We start from the raw sequence: 19,127 nt of genomic DNA on the forward strand, positions 1-19,127 counted from the left end.
ATTTAACGTAGTTTTTTTCTATTTTTAAATGAAAGCGCTCTAAAATAAATTGTTTTTTTAGGAAAATAGGAGTACAATAAGTTAGTGTAGTAAATAAAAAAGCACCGAATCGGTGCGCATAACTGATTATGGATAACCATATTTTAACTCAAAAGAAAAATCTTTTGGCTGTGTTGTTTCGAATAGTTCCAACGTAGTTATTATACAAAAAATAAAATCGAAAATCAAGACAAGGAGTAGTTTTATGACGAAATTTAATAAGAATTATTCAATCGGCTTGGATATAGGTGTATCATCTGTTGGCTATGCTGTTGTAACTGAAGATTATCAAGTACCTGCGTTTAAATTTAAAGTTTTAGGTAATACAGAAAAAGAAAAAATAAAGAAAAATTTAATCGGGTCTACAACTTTTGTATCTGCTCAACCAGCTAAAGGAACTCGAGTTTTTCGTGTTAATCGGCGTAGAATTGATAGAAGAAATCATAGAATTGCCTATTTACGAGATATTTTTCAAAAAGAGATTGAAAAAGTCGATAAAAATTTTTATCGTAGATTAGATGAAAGTTTTAGAGTGCTTGGTGATAAAAGTGAGGACCTACAGATAAAACAACCATTTTTTGGTAATAAAGAATTGGAAACTGCCTATCACAAGAAGTACCCTACGATTTACCATTTACGAAAACACTTAGCTGATGCAGATAAAGGTTCTCCTGTTGCTGATATTCGTGAAGTTTACATGGCCTTATCGCACATTTTAAAGTACCGAGGCCACTTTTTAACATTAGGTAACATTGACCCTAACCATATCAATATGCAAAACTCTTGGATTGATTTTGTTGAATCTTGCCAAGACGCTTTTGATTTAGAAATTTCTGATGAATCTAAAACCATAGCAGATATATTTAAGTCAAGTAATAACAGACAAGAAAAAGTAAAAAGGATACTATCCTATTTCCAACAAGAGCTTCTAAAAAAAGACAAGAGTATTTTCAAACAACTATTACAACTATTATTTGGTTTAAAAACGAAATTTAAAGATTGTTTTGAATTAGAAGAAGAACCGGATCTTAATTTCTCCAAAGAAAACTATGATGAAAATCTGGAAAATCTTCTTGGTGCATTAGAAGAAGACTTTTCCGATGTATTTGCTAAACTAAAAATTTTACGTGATACGATACTCCTATCTGGTATGCTAACCTACACTGGAGCAACTCATGCCCGTTTTTCTGCTACTATGGTTGAGAGATACGAGGAACACCGTAAAGATTTGCAACATTTCAAATCTTTTGTTAAACAAAATCTATCTGAACAAGATTACTTAGATATTTTTGGTAGAAAAACACCAAATGGATTTGATGTAGATAAGGAAACAAAGGGATATGTTGGATATATATCTAATAAGATGGTATTAACTAATCCACAGAAACAAAAAACAATACAACAAAATTTTTATGACTATATCAATGGAAAAATAACTGGTATTGAAGGGGCAGAATATTTTCTTAATAAGATATCAGATGGAACATTTTTAAGAAAACTCCGTACAACTGATAATGGAGCAATTCCTAATCAAATTCACGCTTATGAACTAGAAAAGATTATAGAAAGACAAGGGGAAGATTATCCTTTTCTGCTAGAAAACAAAGATAAATTACTATCTATCTTGACATTTAAAATCCCTTATTATGTTGGTCCTCTGGAAAAAGGAAATAATAGCAGATTCGCTTGGATAAAACGAGCGACTAGCCAAGATGTTTTAGATGATAATGATGAAGATACTAGAAATGGTAAAATACGTCCTTGGAACTATCATAAACTGATAAATATGGATGAAACTAGAGATGCCTTCATCTCCAATTTAATAGGAAATGATATTATTCTCTTAAATGAAAAAGTTTTACCAAAACGTAGTTTGATCTATGAAGAAGTCATGCTCCAAAATGAATTAATTCGGGTCAAGTATAAAGATAAATATGGGAAAACTCACTTTTTCGATTCAGAACACCGACAAAAAATAATCAATAACTTATTTAAAACTAATAGTAAGCGTGTCAGTTCTGCCATTCTCCTTGAATACTTGGAGAAATGCACAGATTTACAAGCGGTTGAAATTGTTTCGGGAATTGAAAAAGGTAAATCTCTTAATTCTACTTTGAAAACATATAATGATTTAAAAACCATTTTTTCAGAAGAGTTACTAGATTCTGAAATCTATCAAAAAGAGTTAGAAGAGATTATCAAAGTTATTACCGTTTTTGATGATAAAAAATCTATTAAAAACTACCTTACAAAATATTTTGGGCATCTTGAATTTTTAAATGAAGAGAAAATTAATCAACTCTCAAAATTGCGCTATACAGGCTGGGGACGTTATTCTGCTAAGTTATTATTAGGCATTCGCGACGAGGATACAGGTTTTAATTTATTGCAGTTCCTTCGAAATGATGATGAAAATCGTAATTTAGTTCAACTTATTTCTGATAGCACCTTATCCTTTGATTCTGCTATCAAAGCCATTCAATCTAAATCAACTGTTGAAGATGATGTATTTGAAGAAATTAAAAAGTTGGCTGGTAGTCCAGCTATCAAACGAGGAATCTTGAATAGTATTAAAATTGTTGATGAGCTAGTTCAGATTATAGGATATCCACCCCAAAATATCGTCATTGAAATGGCTCGTGAAAATATGACCACCGAAGAGGGGCAAAAAAAGGCAAAAACTCGTAAATCTAAATTAGAATCTGCACTAAAAAATATTGAAAATAGTGTATTAGAAAATGGAAAAGTTCTTCATTCAGATGAACAACTACAATCTGAGAAATTATATTTATACTATCTTCAAAATGGGAAGGATATATACTCCTTAGATGAAACAGGAAGTCCTGCCCCCATATACCTAGACCAGCTAGATCAATACGAAGTTGATCATATTATCCCCTATAGTTTTTTACCAATTGATTCAATCGATAATAAAGTATTAACGCATAGGAAAAATAATCAAAGAAAGTTGGATAATATATCGGACAAAGAGACAGTTGCTCATATGAAACCTTTCTGGGAGACATTATATAATGCCAAGCTAATTTCTCAAACGAAATATCAAAGATTAACTACTAGCGAACGAACTCCTGATGGTGTTCTGACCGAGAGCATGAAAGCCGGCTTTATTGAACGTCAATTAGTCGAAACACGACAAATTATAAAGCATGTTGCTCGCATACTAGACAATCGTTTTTCAGACACCAAAATCATTACTTTAAAATCTCAACTAGTTACCAATTTTAGAAACACCTTTCATATTGCCAAAATACGTGAACTGAATGATTATCACCATGCTCACGATGCTTATCTAGCTGTTGTTGTAGGACAAACTCTTCTTAAAGCCTATCCCAAATTAGCTCCTGAGTTGATATATGGCCACCATGCTCACTTTAATCGGCACGAGGAGAATAAAGCAACGTTAAGAAAGCATCTCTATTCTAACATCATGAGATTCTTTAATAATCCAGATTCCAAAGTTAGTAAAGATATTTGGGATTGTAATAGGGATTTACCGATTATAAAAGATGTCATCTACAAATCTCAAATCAACTTTGTCAAACGAACAATGATTAAAAAAGGAGCATTTTATAGTCAAAATCCTGTTGGAAAATTTAATAAACAACTTGCAGCAAATAATCGCTATCCATTAAAAACAAAAGCTTTATGTTTAGATACCTCTATATATGGAGGTTATGGACCAATGAATTCTGCCTTATCTATTATCATAATCGCAGAACGGTTTAATGAAAAGAAAGGAAAGATAGAAACTGTAAAAGAATTCCATGACATTTTTATCATAGATTATGAAAAATTTAATAATAATCCATTTCAATTCTTAAATGACACTTCAGAAAATGGTTTTCTTAAAAAGAATAATATAAATCGTGTTCTAGGCTTCTATAGAATTCCAAAATATTCACTAATGCAAAAAATTGATGGAACAAGAATGCTATTTGAAAGCAAGTCAAACCTTCATAAAGCTACCCAATTTAAATTAACAAAAACTCAAACTGAATTATTTTTCCATATGAAACGACTTTTGACTAAATCGAATTTGATGGATTTAAAATCTGAAAGTGCAATAAAGGAAAGTCAAAATTTCATACTCAAACACAAGGAAGAATTTGATAATATTTCGAACCAGCTATCAGCTTTTTCACAAAAAATGTTGGGTAACACTACATCGTTAAAGAATCTTATAAAAGGATATAATGAGAGAAAGATTAAAGAAATTGATATCAGAGAGGAAACCATCAAATATTTTTATGATAATTTTATAAAAATGTTTAGCTTTGTCAAAAGTGGTGCCCCAAAAGATATAAATGATTTCTTTGATAATAAGTATACAGTCGCAAGAATGCGTCCTAAACCAGACAAAAAATTGCTCAACGCCACCCTTATCCACCAATCAATCACTGGTCTCTACGAAACCCGGATTGACTTGAGAAAACTAGGAGAAGACTAATGGGATGGAGAACCATTGTAGTCAATACGCACTCTAAGCTCTCCTACAAGAACAACCACTTGATTTTTAAAGATGCCTCTCGGACAGAGTTGATTCATCTGTCCGAGGTGGACATCCTGCTTTTGGAGACGACAGATATCGTTCTCTCCACTATGCTAATTAAACGCTTGGTGGATGAAAATATTCTGGTCATCTTTTGTGATGATAAACGCTTGCCAACTGCATACTTGATGCCCTACTACGGTCGGCACGATTCCAGTCTGCAACTCTCTCGTCAAATCGCATGGGGCGAGGAGGCTAAAGTACAAGTTTGGACGACTATTATTGCACAAAAAATTCTCAATCAAGCTTTTTATCTGGGAAGCTGTGGTTTTCTTGAAAAGAGCCAGTCAGTACTTGATCTCTATCATGGGTTGGATTTATTCGACCCTAGCAACCGCGAAGGGCACGTAGCTCGAATTTATTTTAATGCCTTGTTTGGAAATGATTTTAGTCGTGAACAAGATAATGATGTCAATGCTGCCTTAGACTACGGCTACACCTTGATTTTAAGTATGTTTGCGCGTGAGATTGTTTTGTCGGGTTGCATGACCCAGTTCGGCTTGAAACATGCCAATCAGTTTAATCAATTCAACCTAGCTAGTGATATTATGGAGCCTTTCCGTCCCATTATTGACAGAATTGTCTATGAAAATCGAAACAGTTCTTTTGTCAAAATCAAACGAGAACTTTTCACTATTTTCTCAGACACCTTCCACTACAATGGAAAGGATATGTATCTGACCAATATCGTCAGCGACTATACTAAGAAAGTCATTCAAGCTCTTAATCAACCGGAGAAAGGAGTTCCTGAGTTTAGGATATGAGTTATCGATATATGCGTATGATTTTAATGTTTGATATGCCCGTTGATACCGCAGAGGAACGCAAGGCCTATCGGAAATTTCGCAAGTTCCTCATAGATGAAGGATTTATCATGCACCAATTCTCTATCTATAGCAAGCTCTTGCTCAACAACTCTGCTAATAACGCCATGATTGAGCGACTCAAGACTCATAATCCTAAAAAAGGAAACATTACTCTCTTAACCGTTACAGAAAAGCAGTTTTCTCGTATGATCTACTTAAATGGCGAGCGAAATACCAGCGTAGCAAACTCCGACGCACGTTTAGTTTTTCTAGGAGAGGAGCCTGGAGATGAAGATTAATTTCCCATTATTGGATGAACCATTGGCTATTGAAAATGCAACCTTTTTAGTCCTGGAAGACCAGTTTACCTTTTCGACTATCGTCAAGCAGTTCTACCAGTACACTGATGATGGAGAGTTAAAGTTGTTTGATAGAAATCTAAAAGCTATGAAAGAGGCCGAGTTACTAGTGATAACGGATGTCTTAGGATACAATCTCAACTCACCCGCCATGCTCAAGTTGATACATGCAGATCTTGAAAATCAGCTTAATGACAAGCTCGAAGTCAAATCCATGATTGAAAAGCTGGTTTCTACGATTACAGAATTACTGGCATTTGAGTGTTTGGAAAACGAGTTAGACCTAGAGTATGATGAAATCACCATTCTAGAGTTAATCGATGCACTTGGTGTCAAAGTCGAAACCATGAGTGATACACTTTTTGAAAAGATGCTAGAAATTGTCCAGGTTTTTAAATATCTTTCTAAAAAGAAACTCCTTGTTTTCATTAATGCGACTGCCTATCTATCAAAGGATGAGTTAGTAAATTTGATAGAGTATATCCAACTCAATCAACTAAGGGTTTTATTTGTCGAACCTCGAAAAGTCTATGATTTTCCGCAGTATGTGCTGGATCAGGACTATTTCTTGAACCCTGAAAATATGGTATAATAAGAGTAACAATTGGAACCTGACGAGCTGAAGTCCGGCTGGGATGAATGGCGCGATTACGAAATTTCGTGAGAAAAATTTTTCTACGAGGTTTTAGAGCTGTGTTGTTTCGAATGGTTCCAAAACTTTTTGCTTATCGCCATATTTAACCGTATCGTTTTAGAGCTGTGTTGTTTCGAATGGTTCCAAAACATATTTGCATCGATGTTAGACTGCAATCTTGTTTTAGAGCTGTGTTGTTTCGAATGGTTCCAAAACTAGTCCGCTTGTAGATTTGCCCCTAACCTTGTTTTAGAGCTGTGTTGTTTCGAATGGTTCCAAAACTAAAAAATCGATTGAGTATCGGCCAAATTCGTTTTAGAGCTGTGTTGTTTCGAATGGTTCCAAAACAAGAACAGCAAAGATAGACAACATTAGAGGGTTTTAGAGCTGTGTTGTTTCGAATGGTTCCAAAACAGTGATCAGGCCTTGTGAATGGCACCATACGTTTTAGAGCTGTGTTGTTTCGAATGGTTCCAAAACACGAAAATCAATTCAATTTCTTTAAATAGGGTTTTAGAGCTGTGTTGTTTCGAATGGTTCCAAAACGATGTGGTAGACAGTCTTGACAAAGTCCAGGTTTTAGAGCTGTGTTGTTTCGAATGGTTCCAAAACAATAGATTAACTAACCATGTTATTCCAAATGTTTTAGAGCTGTGTTGTTTCGAATGGTTCCAAAACTTAAAATTGATTTAGGGTCAAAGGGGTCTAGTTTTAGAGCTGTGTTGTTTCGAATGGTTCCAAAACGCTTGTCAAGTACAAGTGCAAAGTTTTCAGGTTTTAGAGCTGTGTTGTTTCGAATGGTTCCAAAACTGGGTAATCTTTGATTATCCATAGACCTGTGTTTTAGAGCTGTGTTGTTTCGAATGGTTCCAAAACAAGATGGGGTTTCTGTCGGCTGCGTCACACGTTTTAGAGCTGTGTTGTTTCGAATGGTTCCAAAACAAACTGTCACATGTAACATGGCATCTGCGCCGTTTTAGAGCTGTGTTGTTTCGAATGGTTCCAAAACTATGCTTTAGTAAAATCATAAATTCACTGTGTTTTAGAGCTGTGTTGTTTCGAATGGTTCCAAAACCGTCAATACGTTCTTCAACTGATGCTTGGAGGTTTTAGAGCTGTGTTGTTTCGAATGGTTCCAAAACTGGTGCCCTTTATAGAAAGTTTTTGGCGAGGTTTTAGAGCTGTGTTGTTTCGAATGGTTCCAAAACCCATCATATTTAACAGTGTCTAGTGTCGTTGTTTTAGAGCTGTGTTGTTTCGAATGGTTCCAAAACGTAAAAGCGGGTCATATAGTCCAGTTCAGAGTTTTAGAGCTGTGTTGTTTCGAATGGTTCCAAAACCATCACCTAGAAGAATATATCAATAGTTTAGTTTTAGAGCTGTGTTGTTTCGAATGGTTCCAAAACAAAAAAAGAAAGTAAAGAGGATTAAATTTAGTTTTAGAGCTGTGTTGTTTCGAATGGTTCCAAAACCAGAAATCATGAGCAAGGTGCAGGGCTACTGTTTTAGAGCTGTGTTGTTTCGAATGGTTCCAAAACCTGACCAACCAAAATTAGCCCAAGCGTAATGTTTTAGAACTGTGTTGTTTCGAATGGTTCCAAAACTAAGTTCTTCCGTATCATTCCAAACACTGTGTTTTAGAGCTGTGTTGTTTCGTTTTTATTTATCATAAAAAGGACTGTTTTATTCAGTCCTCTTATTTTCTATTTCCCCAAGCAAAATTGGCTGAAGAGTTGGGTGATGAGTTCGTCTGGTGCAGCGTCACCAGTGATTTCGCCGAGGATTTCCCAGGTGCGAGTCATATCGACTTGGAGTAGATCTACCGGCATACCCATTTCCAAGCCTTGGTTGACGGCTTGCAGGCTTTCCAGGGCTTTTTCAATCAAGGAAATGTGACGGGCGTTTGATAGGTAGGTAGCATCTTGCTCGACGATACCAGCATTTTCAAAGAAGAGCTGATTGATGCGTTCTTCAATTTTATCGATATTTTGATTTTGGAGGACGGAAATCTTGATGACATCAGTCGGTAGCTTATCCAGCTCAATCTTTTCTTCAAGGTCGGTCTTGTTAAGCAGGACGATGCGGTTGCTGTCTTGGCTAATTTCAAGCAATTGTCTGTCTTGGTCTGTCAGGGGTTCGCTGGCGTTTAAAACTAAGAGAACCAAGTCAGCTTCCTGCAGGGCTTTTTTAGAGCGCTCTACTCCAATCTGTTCCACAAGGTCATCGGTTTCCCGAATGCCTGCGGTATCGATGAGCTTGAGCGGTACACCCTTGATATTGACATACTCCTCGATCACATCACGGGTCGTCCCCTCGATATCAGTCACAATTGCCTTGTCCTCGCGCAGGAGATTGTTGAGCAGGCTGGACTTGCCAACATTAGGCCGTCCGATGATAGCAGTGGAAATACCTTCGCGTAAAATCTTACCTCGTCGTGCAGTATCGAGAAGATTGTTCAGCAGAGCTTCGAACTCAGCTGTTTTTTCTCGCAAAAGCTGGGTCGTCATCTCTTCCACATCGTCGTACTCGGGATAGTCAATATTGACCTCAACCTGAGCCAGTGTGTTGAGGATTTCCTGACGGGTATTGTTGATAAGGTTGGATAGAGAACCATCCAGCTGCTTGACAGCGTTGTTCATAGCTTTATCGGTCTTGGCGCGGATGATGTCCATGACAGCCTCAGCCTGAGTCAAATCTACGCGCCCATTGAGAAAGGCCCGCTTGGTAAACTCACCAGGCTCAGCCATTCTAGCGCCCTCGCGGATAGCCAACTGCAAAATTTCATTCGTGACCGCAATTCCGCCGTGGGTATTAATCTCGATGATATCTTCGCGCGTGAAGGTCTTGGGAGAGCGCATTGCACCAAGCATAACCTCATCCAGAATTTCCTGATTTTGAGGGTCAACGATATGGCCGTAGTTGAGCGTGTGGCTTTCTACTTTGCTTAGATTTTTCCCTTTGAAGATTTTTTGGGCAATAGCAAAGCTGTCAGTACCGCTTAGTCTGACAATGCCGATGGCCCCTTCGCCAAGAGGCGTAGAAATCGCAGCGATTGTATCAAATTCTCTGGTAATCATACTGTATTTTTCCTTGTGTTTTAAAATCAATTACCCTAATTGTAACGCAAAAATCAAGGAGGAGCAAGGCTTTCGATTATCAAGCGGAAGGAATGAAATTTAGGTATGGTAAAGAAAACACTTTCATAACAGGAAGAATCGTGATATAATGAAAGTAGTGTGATTTGAGGAGGTGCTATGGAAAATCTAAAAAAACTAGCAGGTATCAAGGCTGCTGAATTTGTCCACAACGGGATGATTGTCGGTCTCGGGACAGGTTCGACTGCCTACTATTTTGTTGAAGAGATTGGCCGACGTATCAAGGAGGAAGGCCTGCAGATTACAGCAGTTACGACTTCTAGTGTCACTAGTAAACAGGCTGAAGGGCTGGGCATTCCGCTCAAGTCTATCGACGATGTGGATCAGGTGGATGTCACTGTTGATGGTGCTGATGAGGTTGATTCAGCTTTTAACGGTATCAAGGGTGGTGGCGGTGCGCTTCTCATGGAGAAAGTCGTAGCGGTGCCTACCAAGCACTATATCTGGGTAGTTGATGAGAGTAAGATGGTAGAGAATCTTGGTGCCTTCAAGCTACCAGTAGAAGTTGTTCAGTATGGTGCTGAGCAGCTCTTTCGTCGCTTTGAGCGTGCGGGCTATAAGCCTGCCTTTCGTCAGAAAGACGGTCAGCGTTTTGTTACGGACATGCAGAATTTCATTATCGACCTAGACCTTGGCGTGATTGAAGATCCTATTGCATTTGCACAGGAGCTAGATCATGTAGTGGGCGTAGTGGAGCATGGACTGTTTAATCAAATGGTAGACAAGGTCATTGTTGCTGGAAAATCAGGTCTTAAAATTTTAGAGGTCAATATATAGAAAGAGGTGTTTTATGCCAAAATTTAATCGTATTCACTTGGTAGTCATGGACTCAGTCGGTATCGGTGCTGCACCAGATGCTAATAACTTTGTCAATGCAGGGGTACCAGATGGTGCTTCAGATACTCTGGGACATATTTCCAAAACAGTAGGGCTGAATGTGCCAAACATGGCTAAGATTGGTTTGGGAAATATCGAGCGTCCTGCTCCTTTGAAGACTGTTCCTCAAGAAGAAAATCCTAGCGGTTACTATACCAAGCTGGAAGAAGTATCTCTTGGAAAAGACACGATGACAGGACACTGGGAAATCATGGGTCTCAATATTACTGAGCCTTTTGATACTTTCTGGAATGGCTTCCCAGAAGAAATCCTGACTCAGATCGAAGAGTTTTCTGGTCGCAAGGTCATTCGTGAGGCTAACAAGCCATATTCTGGAACAGCAGTTATCGATGACTTTGGCCCTCGTCAGATGGAAACAGGCGAGCTGATTATCTACACCTCTGCTGATCCGGTATTACAAATTGCAGCACACGAAGAAGTGATTCCTTTGGAAGAGCTCTATCGCATCTGTGAATTCGCCCGCTCTATTACCTTGGAACGTCCTGCGCTTCTGGGACGTATTATCGCTCGTCCTTATGTAGGTGAGCCAGGCAACTTCACTCGTACAGCCAACCGTCACGACTATGCAGTTTCTCCGTTTGAGCCAACTGTACTTGATAAGCTCAATGAAGCTGGAATTGACACCTATTCTGTTGGTAAGATAAATGACATCTTCAATGGCGCTGGAATTAATCATGATATGGGACACAATAAGTCTAACAATCATGGTGTGGATACTTTGGTCAAAGCCTTGAAAGATGAAAACTTCAAAGAAGGTTTCTCATTTACTAACCTAGTAGACTTTGATGCTCTTTATGGTCACCGCCGTGATCCACATGGCTATCGTGACTGCCTAGAAGAGTTTGATGCTCGCATCGCAGAAATCATTGAAAATATGCGTGAAGATGACTTACTCATGATTACTGCTGACCATGGTAATGACCCGACCTATGCCGGAACGGACCACACTCGTGAGTACATTCCGCTCTTGGTCTTCGGAAAATCGCTGAGCGGTCATGGTCATATTCCTGTCGGACACTTTGCCGATATCTCAGCTACCGTTGCTGAAAACTTCGGAGTAGACAAGGCGATGATTGGTCAAAGCTTCTTGGACAAATTGGTATAAGCATTATAAGAGAGTGAGGAAAATGTTTTATGACAAGCTTATCAGAAAAAATCAAAGCAACAGCAGCCTTCCTGAAAGAAAAAGGGATGACAGAACCTGAATTTGGTCTGATTTTGGGATCTGGTTTGGGAGAATTGGCTGAAGAAATCGAAAATGCCGTTAGTCTTGACTATGCGGATATTCCAAACTGGGGCCGCTCAACTGTTGTTGGCCACGCTGGAAAATTAGTCTATGGAGACTTGGCAGGACGGAAAGTCTTGGCACTGCAAGGCCGTTTCCATTTCTATGAAGGAAATCCTTTAGAGATCGTTACTTTCCCAGTGCGTGTGATGAAGGCTCTTGGTGCGACAGGTGTTATTGTTACTAATGCTGCCGGCGGAATCGGCTATGGTCCTGGTACGCTTATGGCCATCACTGACCACATCAATATGACTGGCCAAAATCCTTTGATTGGTGAAAACTTGGATGAATTTGGTCCACGTTTCCCTGATATGTCTAAATCTTACACTCCAGAATATCGTGCAACTGCTCATCAAGTCGCTGATAAGCTTGGCATTAAGCTTGATGACGGTGTCTATATTGGTGTTACCGGTCCGACTTACGAAACGCCTGCAGAAATCCGTGCTTATAAGACGCTCGGAGCAGATGCAGTCGGCATGTCTACTGTTCCTGAAGTGATTGTAGCAGCACATTCTGGTTTGAAAGTCCTTGGGATTTCATGCATTACAAACTTTGCTGCTGGGTTCCAAGAAGAGCTAAATCATGAGGAAGTGGTTGAAGTAACAGAACGTGTCAAAGGTGATTTTAAACGACTGCTTAAAGAAACACTTGCTGAATTGTAAAAAAATGTTGAAAGGCGTAGTGTCTGGATTGGTAATTGACGCTGGAACAGCCTCTCTGTCTAACTGATAAAATTATAAAACTAAAGAAAGGTAAAGTGTGTTCAGATTTAAACACGAGCGAAAAACTATCTTTCAAATAAACACAGAAAGGAAGGGCGTCTGAGTCTGAATTGAACTCAGGCTAGTCTTTCTATGGAATATTAAAATTAAGAAAGAAAGGAATTGAACCCACCCTAAAAGCGGTGGGAAAAAGATAGTTGGTCTTGCGAGCATCGCTCACTGCGACCATCTCCTATTTTCCCTTTGCTTTTGACGGGTTTGGTATATTAACTATGTCTATTCATATTTCTGCTAAACCAGGTGAAATTGCGGATAAAATCCTTCTTCCAGGGGATCCGCTTCGGGCCAAATTTATTGCGGAGAATTTCCTAGAAGATGCTGTTTGCTTCAATGAAGTCCGTAACATGTTCGGTTATACAGGTACTTACAAAGGCGAGCGTGTTTCTGTTATGGGGACAGGAATGGGAATGCCCTCAATCTCTATCTACGCGCGTGAGCTGATTGTTGATTACGGTGTGAAAAAGCTGATTCGTGTCGGAACAGCTGGCTCGCTAAATGCTGATGTCCATGTCCGTGAATTGGTACTGGCTCAGGCGGCTGCGACTAACTCCAACATTATCCGTAATGACTGGCCACAGTATGATTTTCCACAAATCGCTAGCTTTGATTTACTAGATAAGGCCTATCATATCGCCAAAGATCTCGGTATGACGACGCACGTTGGAAACGTCTTGTCGTCTGATGTCTTTTACTCAAACTACTTTGAAAAGAATATTGAGCTTGGTAAATGGGGAGTTAAAGCTGTTGAAATGGAAGCGGCGGCACTTTACTACTTGGCAGCTCAACACCATGTGGATGCTCTTGCTATCATGACTATTTCTGATAGCTTGGTCAATCCAGAAGAGGATACGACAGCTGAAGAACGCCAAAATACCTTTACCGATATGATGAAGGTTGGTTTGGAAACCTTGATTGCAGAAGCATGAAAGTAGATGTCAAAGAAGCCATTCTCTTTGCTATTTCGCGCTATGACTATGCTTATGCGTTTAAGCTAGCTGAGCGAGCAGGAAGCAGTGTCCAGTCTGACTTGGTCCTTCTTCTTGAGGCTTTAGCGGAGCGAAGAGAGCTCAACATCCAATCTATGATGAATCTAAAGTTGAAAATCACGGGGTCTGACCTAGCTGATTTTCAGCTTTTTTGCCATGAAAATGAAGCGGATGAGCAGCTGGTCAATTACCTTTATGATCTGGAAGCCAAGCTTAGAAATGAGCAGCTGATTGACTTTATCCGAGCTGTTAGTCCAGCTATTTATCGGATTTTTATACGGCTGATTCGCATGCAAATACCGGATATTGACTGCTATATTCATAACTCTCGAGGAGCAAGCTACGACCGTTGGAAGTTTGAAAAGATGCGAAATTCTGATAATCCTTACCTGCAAAATTTCCATGCGGAAAGCACGGTCAATTCTTCTAGTTTGATGGAGATGATTTTGCAGTTGCATTTGCCCGAATCTGTCAAAGAATCAGCACAACAGCTAAGAGAGTTAGAAAAGTCAGTCCGCAATCCGTTGGCTCATCTCATCAAGCCTTTCGATGAGGAAGAATTGCACAGGACGACAGGTTTCTCATCTCAGCATTTTATGGAGCTTCTGATTGATTTGGCGCAGGAGACAGGCATAGTTTATCAGAGGGAACCCTTTTACTTCGACCGAGCGAATGCGGTCATAGAAAGTCTCTTATAAGGAGTAGCAGGATGGATAAGATTGCAAGGTTGCAAGAATTGATAGACCAAAGTCAAAATATCGTCTTTTTCGGTGGTGCGGGTGTTTCGACTGAGTCCAATATTCCGGACTTTCGCAGTTCAGATGGGATATACAGCGTCAAGCTGGGACGGCATTTTACAGCGGAGCAGCTGGTTTCTCACACTATGTTTGAGCGCTATCCGCAGGAGTTTTTCGACTTTTACAAGAAATACCTGCTCTATCCAGATGCCAAGCCCAATGCGGCTCACGCCTATCTGGCTCATTTGGAGAAGACAGGCAAGCTCAAGGCTGTGGTGACACAAAATATTGACAGTCTGCACGAAATGGCTGGTTCAAAAAAGGTCCTCAAGTTGCACGGGAGTGCGGATAGAAATTTCTGTCTAGGCTGTCAGCGTTTTTACGATTTGGCGACATTTCTAGCTCTGCCGGGCACCGTTCCTCACTGCCCTGACTGCGGTGGCGTGATCAAGCCTGATGTGACCCTCTATGAAGAGCCCTTGGATATGGAGACTTTTCAGCAAGCGGCGCAGGCCATTCATCAAGCAGACCTGATAATAATCGGTGGCACTTCCTTAGTCGTCTATCCCGCTGCTAGCCTCATTCAGTACTTTACAGGTAAGCATCTGGTCGTCATCAACAAGACCAGCATCCCTCAAGACAACCAGGCCGATCTAGTCATTGAGGGTAAAATAGGGGAAGTGTTGGGGAAGTTGAAACAATAGAAAAACACCTGAAAAAAGTTTTTTCGGGTGTTTTTTGCAGTTTATTTATCAAACTTCACTTCCTCAATCAGATATTCAATGAATCGTTCTCCCATTTTGGACAGGCTGGCTTTTTCGTGCTGGATGTAGACCAGTTCAATGGGGTCGTCAATATCGAGAGGGATAGAGACAATGTTATCACCATTGAGGTTGCTGTTTAGAATGCCGGTTGCAATTGTGTAGCCGTCCAGTCCAATCAAGAGGTTAAAAAGGGTTGCCCGGTCGCTGACGACGATTGATTTTTTATGGTGTTCCTGAGAGAGAATTTCCTCTGAAAAGTAGAAGGAGTTGTGGGTCCCTTGGTCGTAGCTGAGGTAAGGGAAAATTTCTAGATCGGACAATTGAACCAGTTTTTTCTTGGCCAGCGGATTGGACTTGCTGACAAAGATATGAGGCTGAGCTGTGAAGAGATGAGTGGCAATCAGATGATTGTCGTCCAGCATTTTGGATAGGACATCGCGGTTGTAGCTATTGAGAAAGAGGACGCCGATTTCGCTGCGGAAGTTTTTTACGTCGTCAATAATTTCCCAAGTCCGAGTTTCCCGCAAAAAGAGCTCGTATTTCTCCATATCGCTTTTTTTAAGCAGGGAGACAAAGGCATTGACCACAAAGGCATAGTGCTGGGCAGAAACGCTGAAAAGCTCGCGGTGGGCGACAGGGTTTTTATATCTCTCTTCTAGAAGCTGAGTCTGCTCAACCACCTGCCGGGCATAGGAAAGAAACTCCATGCCGTCCTTGGTCAAGGTAATTCCTTTGGGATTGCGAATGAAAATCTCGATGCCCATTTCATTTTCCAAATCCCGCACAGCATTGGACAAGCTAGGCTGGGTAATGAAAAGTTGCTTGGCAGCCTCATTCATGCTACCAGTCTCGACAATTTTGATAATATAGTGTAACTGTTGAATTCTCATAGGACTATTTTATCACAAACTGGGGATTTTTTCCTGATAAATCAGGAAGATTAGAAAATGTTTGCTTGCTAAAGTTGCCTGTGCTAAAATGAAGGAAATAAGGAGGGCGATATGGATAAAGATGATGATTATAAGAATCGTTCAGTGGTTTTACCAATTGCAATTTTTATCGTATTTATGATAATTTGCATAATGATTGCATTTGGGAATGTGCTATTTATGTGGGGGATTAAGTCTGCTTATGAGAATCTTGGGCAAAGCAGTACCACCTCATCTCTTCGTCAAAAATCGTCAGACGAGCTTCAGTTAGAAGAGAAAGTCTTAGATAAAGGAAACTATGGCTTCAGGTGGTCAACTGACGAAATAATCAATCTGCAAATTAAGGATGCTTCTACTGGCCAAGCTGGAGTTTCTTTGGATGAAGTGCTGGAAAAACATGGCAAAGCTACTGACTTTTTTATAGTGAAATAGATGACAATATTGAATTAACTTATTTTAGTGAGGCTAAGCAAGACAACCATAGAAGCAATTTAAGTTTGACATTTGAAAAAAATGGGTCAAACTATCATCTTATTAGGAAGAGTGCGCATATTATTGATGAACTATATCCAAGTTTACCAAAGGAAGATAGTTCCCATCTCTGGACAAAGGATGAAATTTCCAGTTTACAAGTTCGTGACGAGAGTACAGGCAAACCCGGTATGTCTTATGAAGAAATCATTCAATTGTTCGGACTTCCTCAGGAATCAGAAGTCTTCATTTCTCACTTAGATTCAGAAAGTAGTCAGTATATTGGCTTAGATCTTAGATACCTAACATCAGATGAAGTTTATAAAAATGAATGGGTTCATCTAACTTTACATCGTGAAGAAGACGGCATTTACCGTTTAACGATAGCAGATAGCCACATTGAGAGAACAGAAAGATAAAGGGGATAATGGCTCTCTTTCAGCACAAAAAACAAGCAGACAGGTTATTCCGAATAATAGTCAGATACCGAACGAAAAAGTGATAGAGTAGCCTTGATTTTCAGAAGACAGGAGGATGGAAGCTTTTGTCTAGCAGATGTAAGTAGCGAATTTGACAAGGACTGGTAAAGCTTTGATTAGTATGAGCTATGAAAATTCTAATATTTTTATGCCTTGACATTCCTCATCTCTAACGATATAATGTTTACAATTTAACCTTTAATCAAGTCCAGTGAGGCTGCAAGGTAGGAAAAACGGTATAAGAGGCAGTTGGTTGCCTTGTTTTTTGCGAAACCTTGCTGCGGCGAGGTTTTTTTCTTGTAGAAAGTGAGGTTGTCATGGTTAGTGACAGTTGCAAAAAGAGATTTGGAAAGATTATGCTGGAGCAGATGGAGCTTTTGGAGCAAGTAGAGATTGCACCTAATATTTTTTCCATGATTCTAAAGGGCCAAATGGTCGCTCAGATGCAGGCTGGGCAGTTTTTACATATTCGGGTACCTGATGACAGCAAGCTTTTGCGCCGGCCTATCTCAATCGCAGAGATTGACCGAGACAATCTGACTTGTCGCATCATCTATCGGATAGAAGGCGGCGGCACGGCTATTTTTTCTCAACTGCCAGTTGGGTCTTTTCTTGATGTTATGGGGCCTCAGGGCAATGGCTTTGATTTGAGTCCTGTAAGGGTGGGTGACCACGCTTTGATTATCGGTGGTGGGATTGGTGTCCCTCCCCTGCTTGAGGTTGCTAAAGAATTGCATGCCAAGGGAGTTCAAGTGACAGCTGTACTAGGATTCGCTGATAAATCCGCTGTTATTTTAGAGGAAGAAATGAAAAAATACGCCGAGGTCATTGTCACGACGGATAACGGCTCTTATGGCCGCCAAGGCTATGTATCAGCCGTTGTGGATGAGTTGTCCCAAGACTATGCGGCTGTTTATTCCTGTGGTGCGCCAGCCATGCTCAAATATGTGGATCGTAAGTTTCAGGACCATCCGCATGCTTATCTTTCCATGGAATCTCGTATGGCTTGTGGCATGGGCGCCTGCTATGCCTGCGTAGTTCATGTGGCAGGTCAGGACGAGTCGGTCAATAAGCGGGTTTGTGAAGACGGTCCGGTCTTTGAGACGGGCACAATTATTGTCTAGGAGGGGAAAGAATGAGTGACCAACGTTTAAGAGTTTCCTTGCCAGGCTTGGACCTGAAAAATCCAATTATTCCAGCATCTGGCTGTTTTGGTTTCGGACAGGAATATGCCAAATACTATGACCTAGACTTGCTAGGCTCCATCATGATAAAGGCTACGACTTTGGACCCCCGCTTTGGCAATCCCACTCCGCGTGTGGCAGAAACACCAGCTGGGATGCTTAATGCCATTGGCCTGCAAAATCCAGGTGTTGAAGTTGTACTGACTGAAAAACTGCCCTGGCTGGCAAAGCATTATCCCGACCTGCCAATCATCGCTAATGTAGCGGGCTTTTCCAATCAAGAGTATGCCACAGTGGCTGGGAAAATTTCTCAAGCCCCTAATGTCAAGGCTATTGAACTCAATATCTCTTGCCCTAACGTCGACCATGGAAATGCTGGACTTTTGATTGGTCAAGTTCCGGAGTTGGCTTACGAAGCAACCAAGGCAGCAGTAGATGCTTCTGCTGTACCAGTTTATGTTAAATTGACTCCGAGCGTAGCAGATATCACTCAGGTAGCCAAGGCTGTTGAAGACGCTGGTGCTGCTGGTTTTACCATGATTAATACCTTGGTAGGTATGCGATTTGACTTGAAGTCGCGCAAACCTATTATCGCTAATGGCACAGGTGGTATGTCGGGCCCTGCTGTCTTTCCTGTAGCGCTCAAGCTGATCCGACAAGTGGCGCAGGCAAGCAAACTTCCCATTATTGGTATGGGGGGAGTTGATTCGGCGGAGGCTGCTCTGGAGATGTTTATAGCAGGCGCTTCAGCCATTGGAGTGGGAACTGCCAATTTCACGGATCCTTATGCTTGTCCTACCATCATTGAGAACCTGCCTAAGGCTATGGATAAATACGGCATTGAAAGTCTTGAAAGCTTACGTAAAGAAGTTCGAGAGAATTTGCTTTAAAGTTACATTTTTACTTGACAATCCTGCTGTTAAATTATAGAATGAACTAAATATAACCTTTAAAGAAGTCCAGAGAGGCTACTAAGGTACATACGTTTGAATGGCAGATACTGCCACATTTTCGTGTAACCTTGCTCTCGGGCAAGGTTTTTCTATGTCT

Annotated in this window: 16 protein-coding genes and 1 CRISPR repeat array; of the genes, 14 read left to right on the forward strand and 2 right to left on the reverse strand. The window is 40.2% G+C overall.

Annotation, left to right across the window (positions count from 1 at the left end; translation table 11 throughout):
- The first annotated feature begins 244 nt into the window (after positions 1-244).
- From cas9 to csn2, 4 genes are read left to right on the forward strand one after another with little or no spacing between them, the layout of a single operon-like run.
- Complete coding sequence (gene cas9, locus RG608_RS10330) at positions 245-4,507, forward strand: type II CRISPR RNA-guided endonuclease Cas9 (RefSeq protein WP_268686778.1); 4,263 nt, start codon at positions 245-247, stop codon at positions 4,505-4,507.
- Positions 4,507-5,373 (forward strand): type II CRISPR-associated endonuclease Cas1, encoded by an 867-nt coding sequence (gene cas1 / locus RG608_RS10335; RefSeq protein WP_268686777.1) that lies wholly within the window; start codon positions 4,507-4,509, stop codon positions 5,371-5,373. The genes cas9 and cas1 overlap by 1 nt, the downstream gene beginning before the upstream one ends.
- Positions 5,370-5,714: a CRISPR-associated endonuclease Cas2 gene (gene cas2, locus RG608_RS10340; protein WP_111675748.1), complete on the forward strand. Its 345-nt coding sequence runs from the start codon at positions 5,370-5,372 to the stop codon at positions 5,712-5,714. Before cas1 ends, cas2 begins: the two co-directional genes overlap by 4 nt.
- The gene (gene csn2 / locus RG608_RS10345; RefSeq protein WP_268686776.1) at positions 5,704-6,366 is read left to right on the forward strand and encodes a type II-A CRISPR-associated protein Csn2; all 663 of its coding nucleotides are present in this window, start codon (positions 5,704-5,706) and stop codon (positions 6,364-6,366) included. The genes cas2 and csn2 overlap by 11 nt, the downstream gene beginning before the upstream one ends.
- Positions 6,367-6,456: 90 nt before the next feature.
- Positions 6,457-8,078: a CRISPR direct-repeat array (repeat unit 36 nt; unit sequence GTTTTAGAGCTGTGTTGTTTCGAATGGTTCCAAAAC).
- 33 nt (positions 8,079-8,111) lie between these two features.
- Here the strand turns inward: csn2 and mnmE are convergent.
- On the reverse strand, positions 8,112-9,485 hold the full coding sequence (gene mnmE / locus RG608_RS10350; protein WP_268686775.1) for a tRNA uridine-5-carboxymethylaminomethyl(34) synthesis GTPase MnmE: 1,374 nt from the start codon (positions 9,483-9,485) through the stop codon (positions 8,112-8,114).
- A gap of 177 nt (positions 9,486-9,662) precedes the next feature.
- Here mnmE and rpiA point away from each other — a divergent pair, with 177 nt between their 5' ends.
- From rpiA to RG608_RS10380, 6 genes are all read left to right on the forward strand, one after another.
- The gene (rpiA, locus tag RG608_RS10355; protein WP_268686774.1) at positions 9,663-10,340 is read left to right on the forward strand and encodes a ribose-5-phosphate isomerase RpiA; all 678 of its coding nucleotides are present in this window, start codon (positions 9,663-9,665) and stop codon (positions 10,338-10,340) included.
- A 13-nt stretch (positions 10,341-10,353) separates the two neighbouring features.
- Positions 10,354-11,565, forward strand: coding sequence for a phosphopentomutase (locus RG608_RS10360; RefSeq protein ID WP_268686773.1), 1,212 nt, complete (start codon positions 10,354-10,356; stop codon positions 11,563-11,565).
- Positions 11,566-11,594: 29 nt separating this feature from the next.
- Complete coding sequence (locus tag RG608_RS10365) at positions 11,595-12,407, forward strand: purine-nucleoside phosphorylase (protein ID WP_268686772.1); 813 nt, start codon at positions 11,595-11,597, stop codon at positions 12,405-12,407.
- Between the two features lie 332 nt (positions 12,408-12,739).
- A complete protein-coding gene (gene deoD / locus RG608_RS10370; protein WP_268686771.1) occupies positions 12,740-13,453 on the forward strand; it encodes a purine-nucleoside phosphorylase in 714 nt (237 codons plus the stop codon).
- On the forward strand, positions 13,450-14,211 hold the full coding sequence (locus tag RG608_RS10375) for a hypothetical protein (protein WP_268686770.1): 762 nt from the start codon (positions 13,450-13,452) through the stop codon (positions 14,209-14,211). Before deoD ends, RG608_RS10375 begins: the two co-directional genes overlap by 4 nt.
- A gap of 11 nt (positions 14,212-14,222) precedes the next feature.
- On the forward strand, positions 14,223-14,954 hold the full coding sequence (locus RG608_RS10380; protein WP_268686769.1) for an NAD-dependent protein deacylase: 732 nt from the start codon (positions 14,223-14,225) through the stop codon (positions 14,952-14,954).
- A gap of 41 nt (positions 14,955-14,995) precedes the next feature.
- Here the strand turns inward: RG608_RS10380 and RG608_RS10385 are convergent, their stop codons facing one another.
- The gene (locus RG608_RS10385) at positions 14,996-15,904 is read right to left on the reverse strand and encodes a LysR family transcriptional regulator (RefSeq protein ID WP_268686768.1); all 909 of its coding nucleotides are present in this window, start codon (positions 15,902-15,904) and stop codon (positions 14,996-14,998) included.
- Positions 15,905-16,015: 111 nt separating this feature from the next.
- Here RG608_RS10385 and RG608_RS10390 point away from each other — a divergent pair, with 111 nt between their 5' ends.
- The 4 genes from RG608_RS10390 to RG608_RS10405 all read left to right on the forward strand — a co-directional run bounded on the left by RG608_RS10390 (position 16,016) and on the right by RG608_RS10405 (position 18,967).
- Positions 16,016-16,375: a hypothetical protein gene (locus RG608_RS10390; protein WP_308946945.1), complete on the forward strand. Its 360-nt coding sequence runs from the start codon at positions 16,016-16,018 to the stop codon at positions 16,373-16,375.
- Between the two features lie 65 nt (positions 16,376-16,440).
- Positions 16,441-16,833 (forward strand): hypothetical protein, encoded by a 393-nt coding sequence (locus RG608_RS10395; RefSeq protein WP_308946946.1) that lies wholly within the window; start codon positions 16,441-16,443, stop codon positions 16,831-16,833.
- Between the two features lie 377 nt (positions 16,834-17,210).
- Positions 17,211-18,017, forward strand: a complete 807-nt coding sequence (locus RG608_RS10400; protein ID WP_308946947.1) for a dihydroorotate dehydrogenase electron transfer subunit — start codon at positions 17,211-17,213, stop codon at positions 18,015-18,017.
- 11 nt (positions 18,018-18,028) lie between these two features.
- The gene (locus tag RG608_RS10405; protein ID WP_268686765.1) at positions 18,029-18,967 is read left to right on the forward strand and encodes a dihydroorotate dehydrogenase; all 939 of its coding nucleotides are present in this window, start codon (positions 18,029-18,031) and stop codon (positions 18,965-18,967) included.
- Positions 18,968-19,127 lie beyond the last annotated feature (160 nt).

The sequence above is a fragment of the Streptococcus sp. IsoGale022 genome (assembly GCF_031142805.1).
GTDB lineage: Bacteria > Bacillota > Bacilli > Lactobacillales > Streptococcaceae > Streptococcus > Streptococcus sanguinis_A.

Excerpts from the sequence above, each read along its gene's own strand:
- RG608_RS10405 (WP_268686765.1), top strand. The coding sequence starts at position 18,029 with ATGAGTGACCAACGTTTAAGAGTTTCCTTGCCAGGCTTGGACCTGAAA.
- RG608_RS10360 (WP_268686773.1), top strand. The coding sequence starts at position 10,354 with ATGCCAAAATTTAATCGTATTCACTTGGTAGTCATGGACTCAGTCGGT.
- RG608_RS10400 (WP_308946947.1), top strand. The coding sequence starts at position 17,211 with ATGGTTAGTGACAGTTGCAAAAAGAGATTTGGAAAGATTATGCTGGAG.
- RG608_RS10390 (WP_308946945.1), top strand. The coding sequence starts at position 16,016 with ATGGATAAAGATGATGATTATAAGAATCGTTCAGTGGTTTTACCAATT.
- deoD (WP_268686771.1), top strand. The coding sequence starts at position 12,740 with ATGTCTATTCATATTTCTGCTAAACCAGGTGAAATTGCGGATAAAATC.
- RG608_RS10380 (WP_268686769.1), top strand. The coding sequence starts at position 14,223 with ATGGATAAGATTGCAAGGTTGCAAGAATTGATAGACCAAAGTCAAAAT.
- RG608_RS10375 (WP_268686770.1), top strand. The coding sequence starts at position 13,450 with ATGAAAGTAGATGTCAAAGAAGCCATTCTCTTTGCTATTTCGCGCTAT.
- rpiA (WP_268686774.1), top strand. The coding sequence starts at position 9,663 with ATGGAAAATCTAAAAAAACTAGCAGGTATCAAGGCTGCTGAATTTGTC.
- cas1 (WP_268686777.1), top strand. The coding sequence starts at position 4,507 with ATGGGATGGAGAACCATTGTAGTCAATACGCACTCTAAGCTCTCCTAC.
- cas9 (WP_268686778.1), top strand. The coding sequence starts at position 245 with ATGACGAAATTTAATAAGAATTATTCAATCGGCTTGGATATAGGTGTA.
- cas2 (WP_111675748.1), top strand. The coding sequence starts at position 5,370 with ATGAGTTATCGATATATGCGTATGATTTTAATGTTTGATATGCCCGTT.
- mnmE (WP_268686775.1), bottom strand. The coding sequence starts at position 9,485 with ATGATTACCAGAGAATTTGATACAATCGCTGCGATTTCTACGCCTCTT.
- RG608_RS10385 (WP_268686768.1), bottom strand. The coding sequence starts at position 15,904 with ATGAGAATTCAACAGTTACACTATATTATCAAAATTGTCGAGACTGGT.
- csn2 (WP_268686776.1), top strand. The coding sequence starts at position 5,704 with ATGAAGATTAATTTCCCATTATTGGATGAACCATTGGCTATTGAAAAT.
- RG608_RS10365 (WP_268686772.1), top strand. The coding sequence starts at position 11,595 with ATGACAAGCTTATCAGAAAAAATCAAAGCAACAGCAGCCTTCCTGAAA.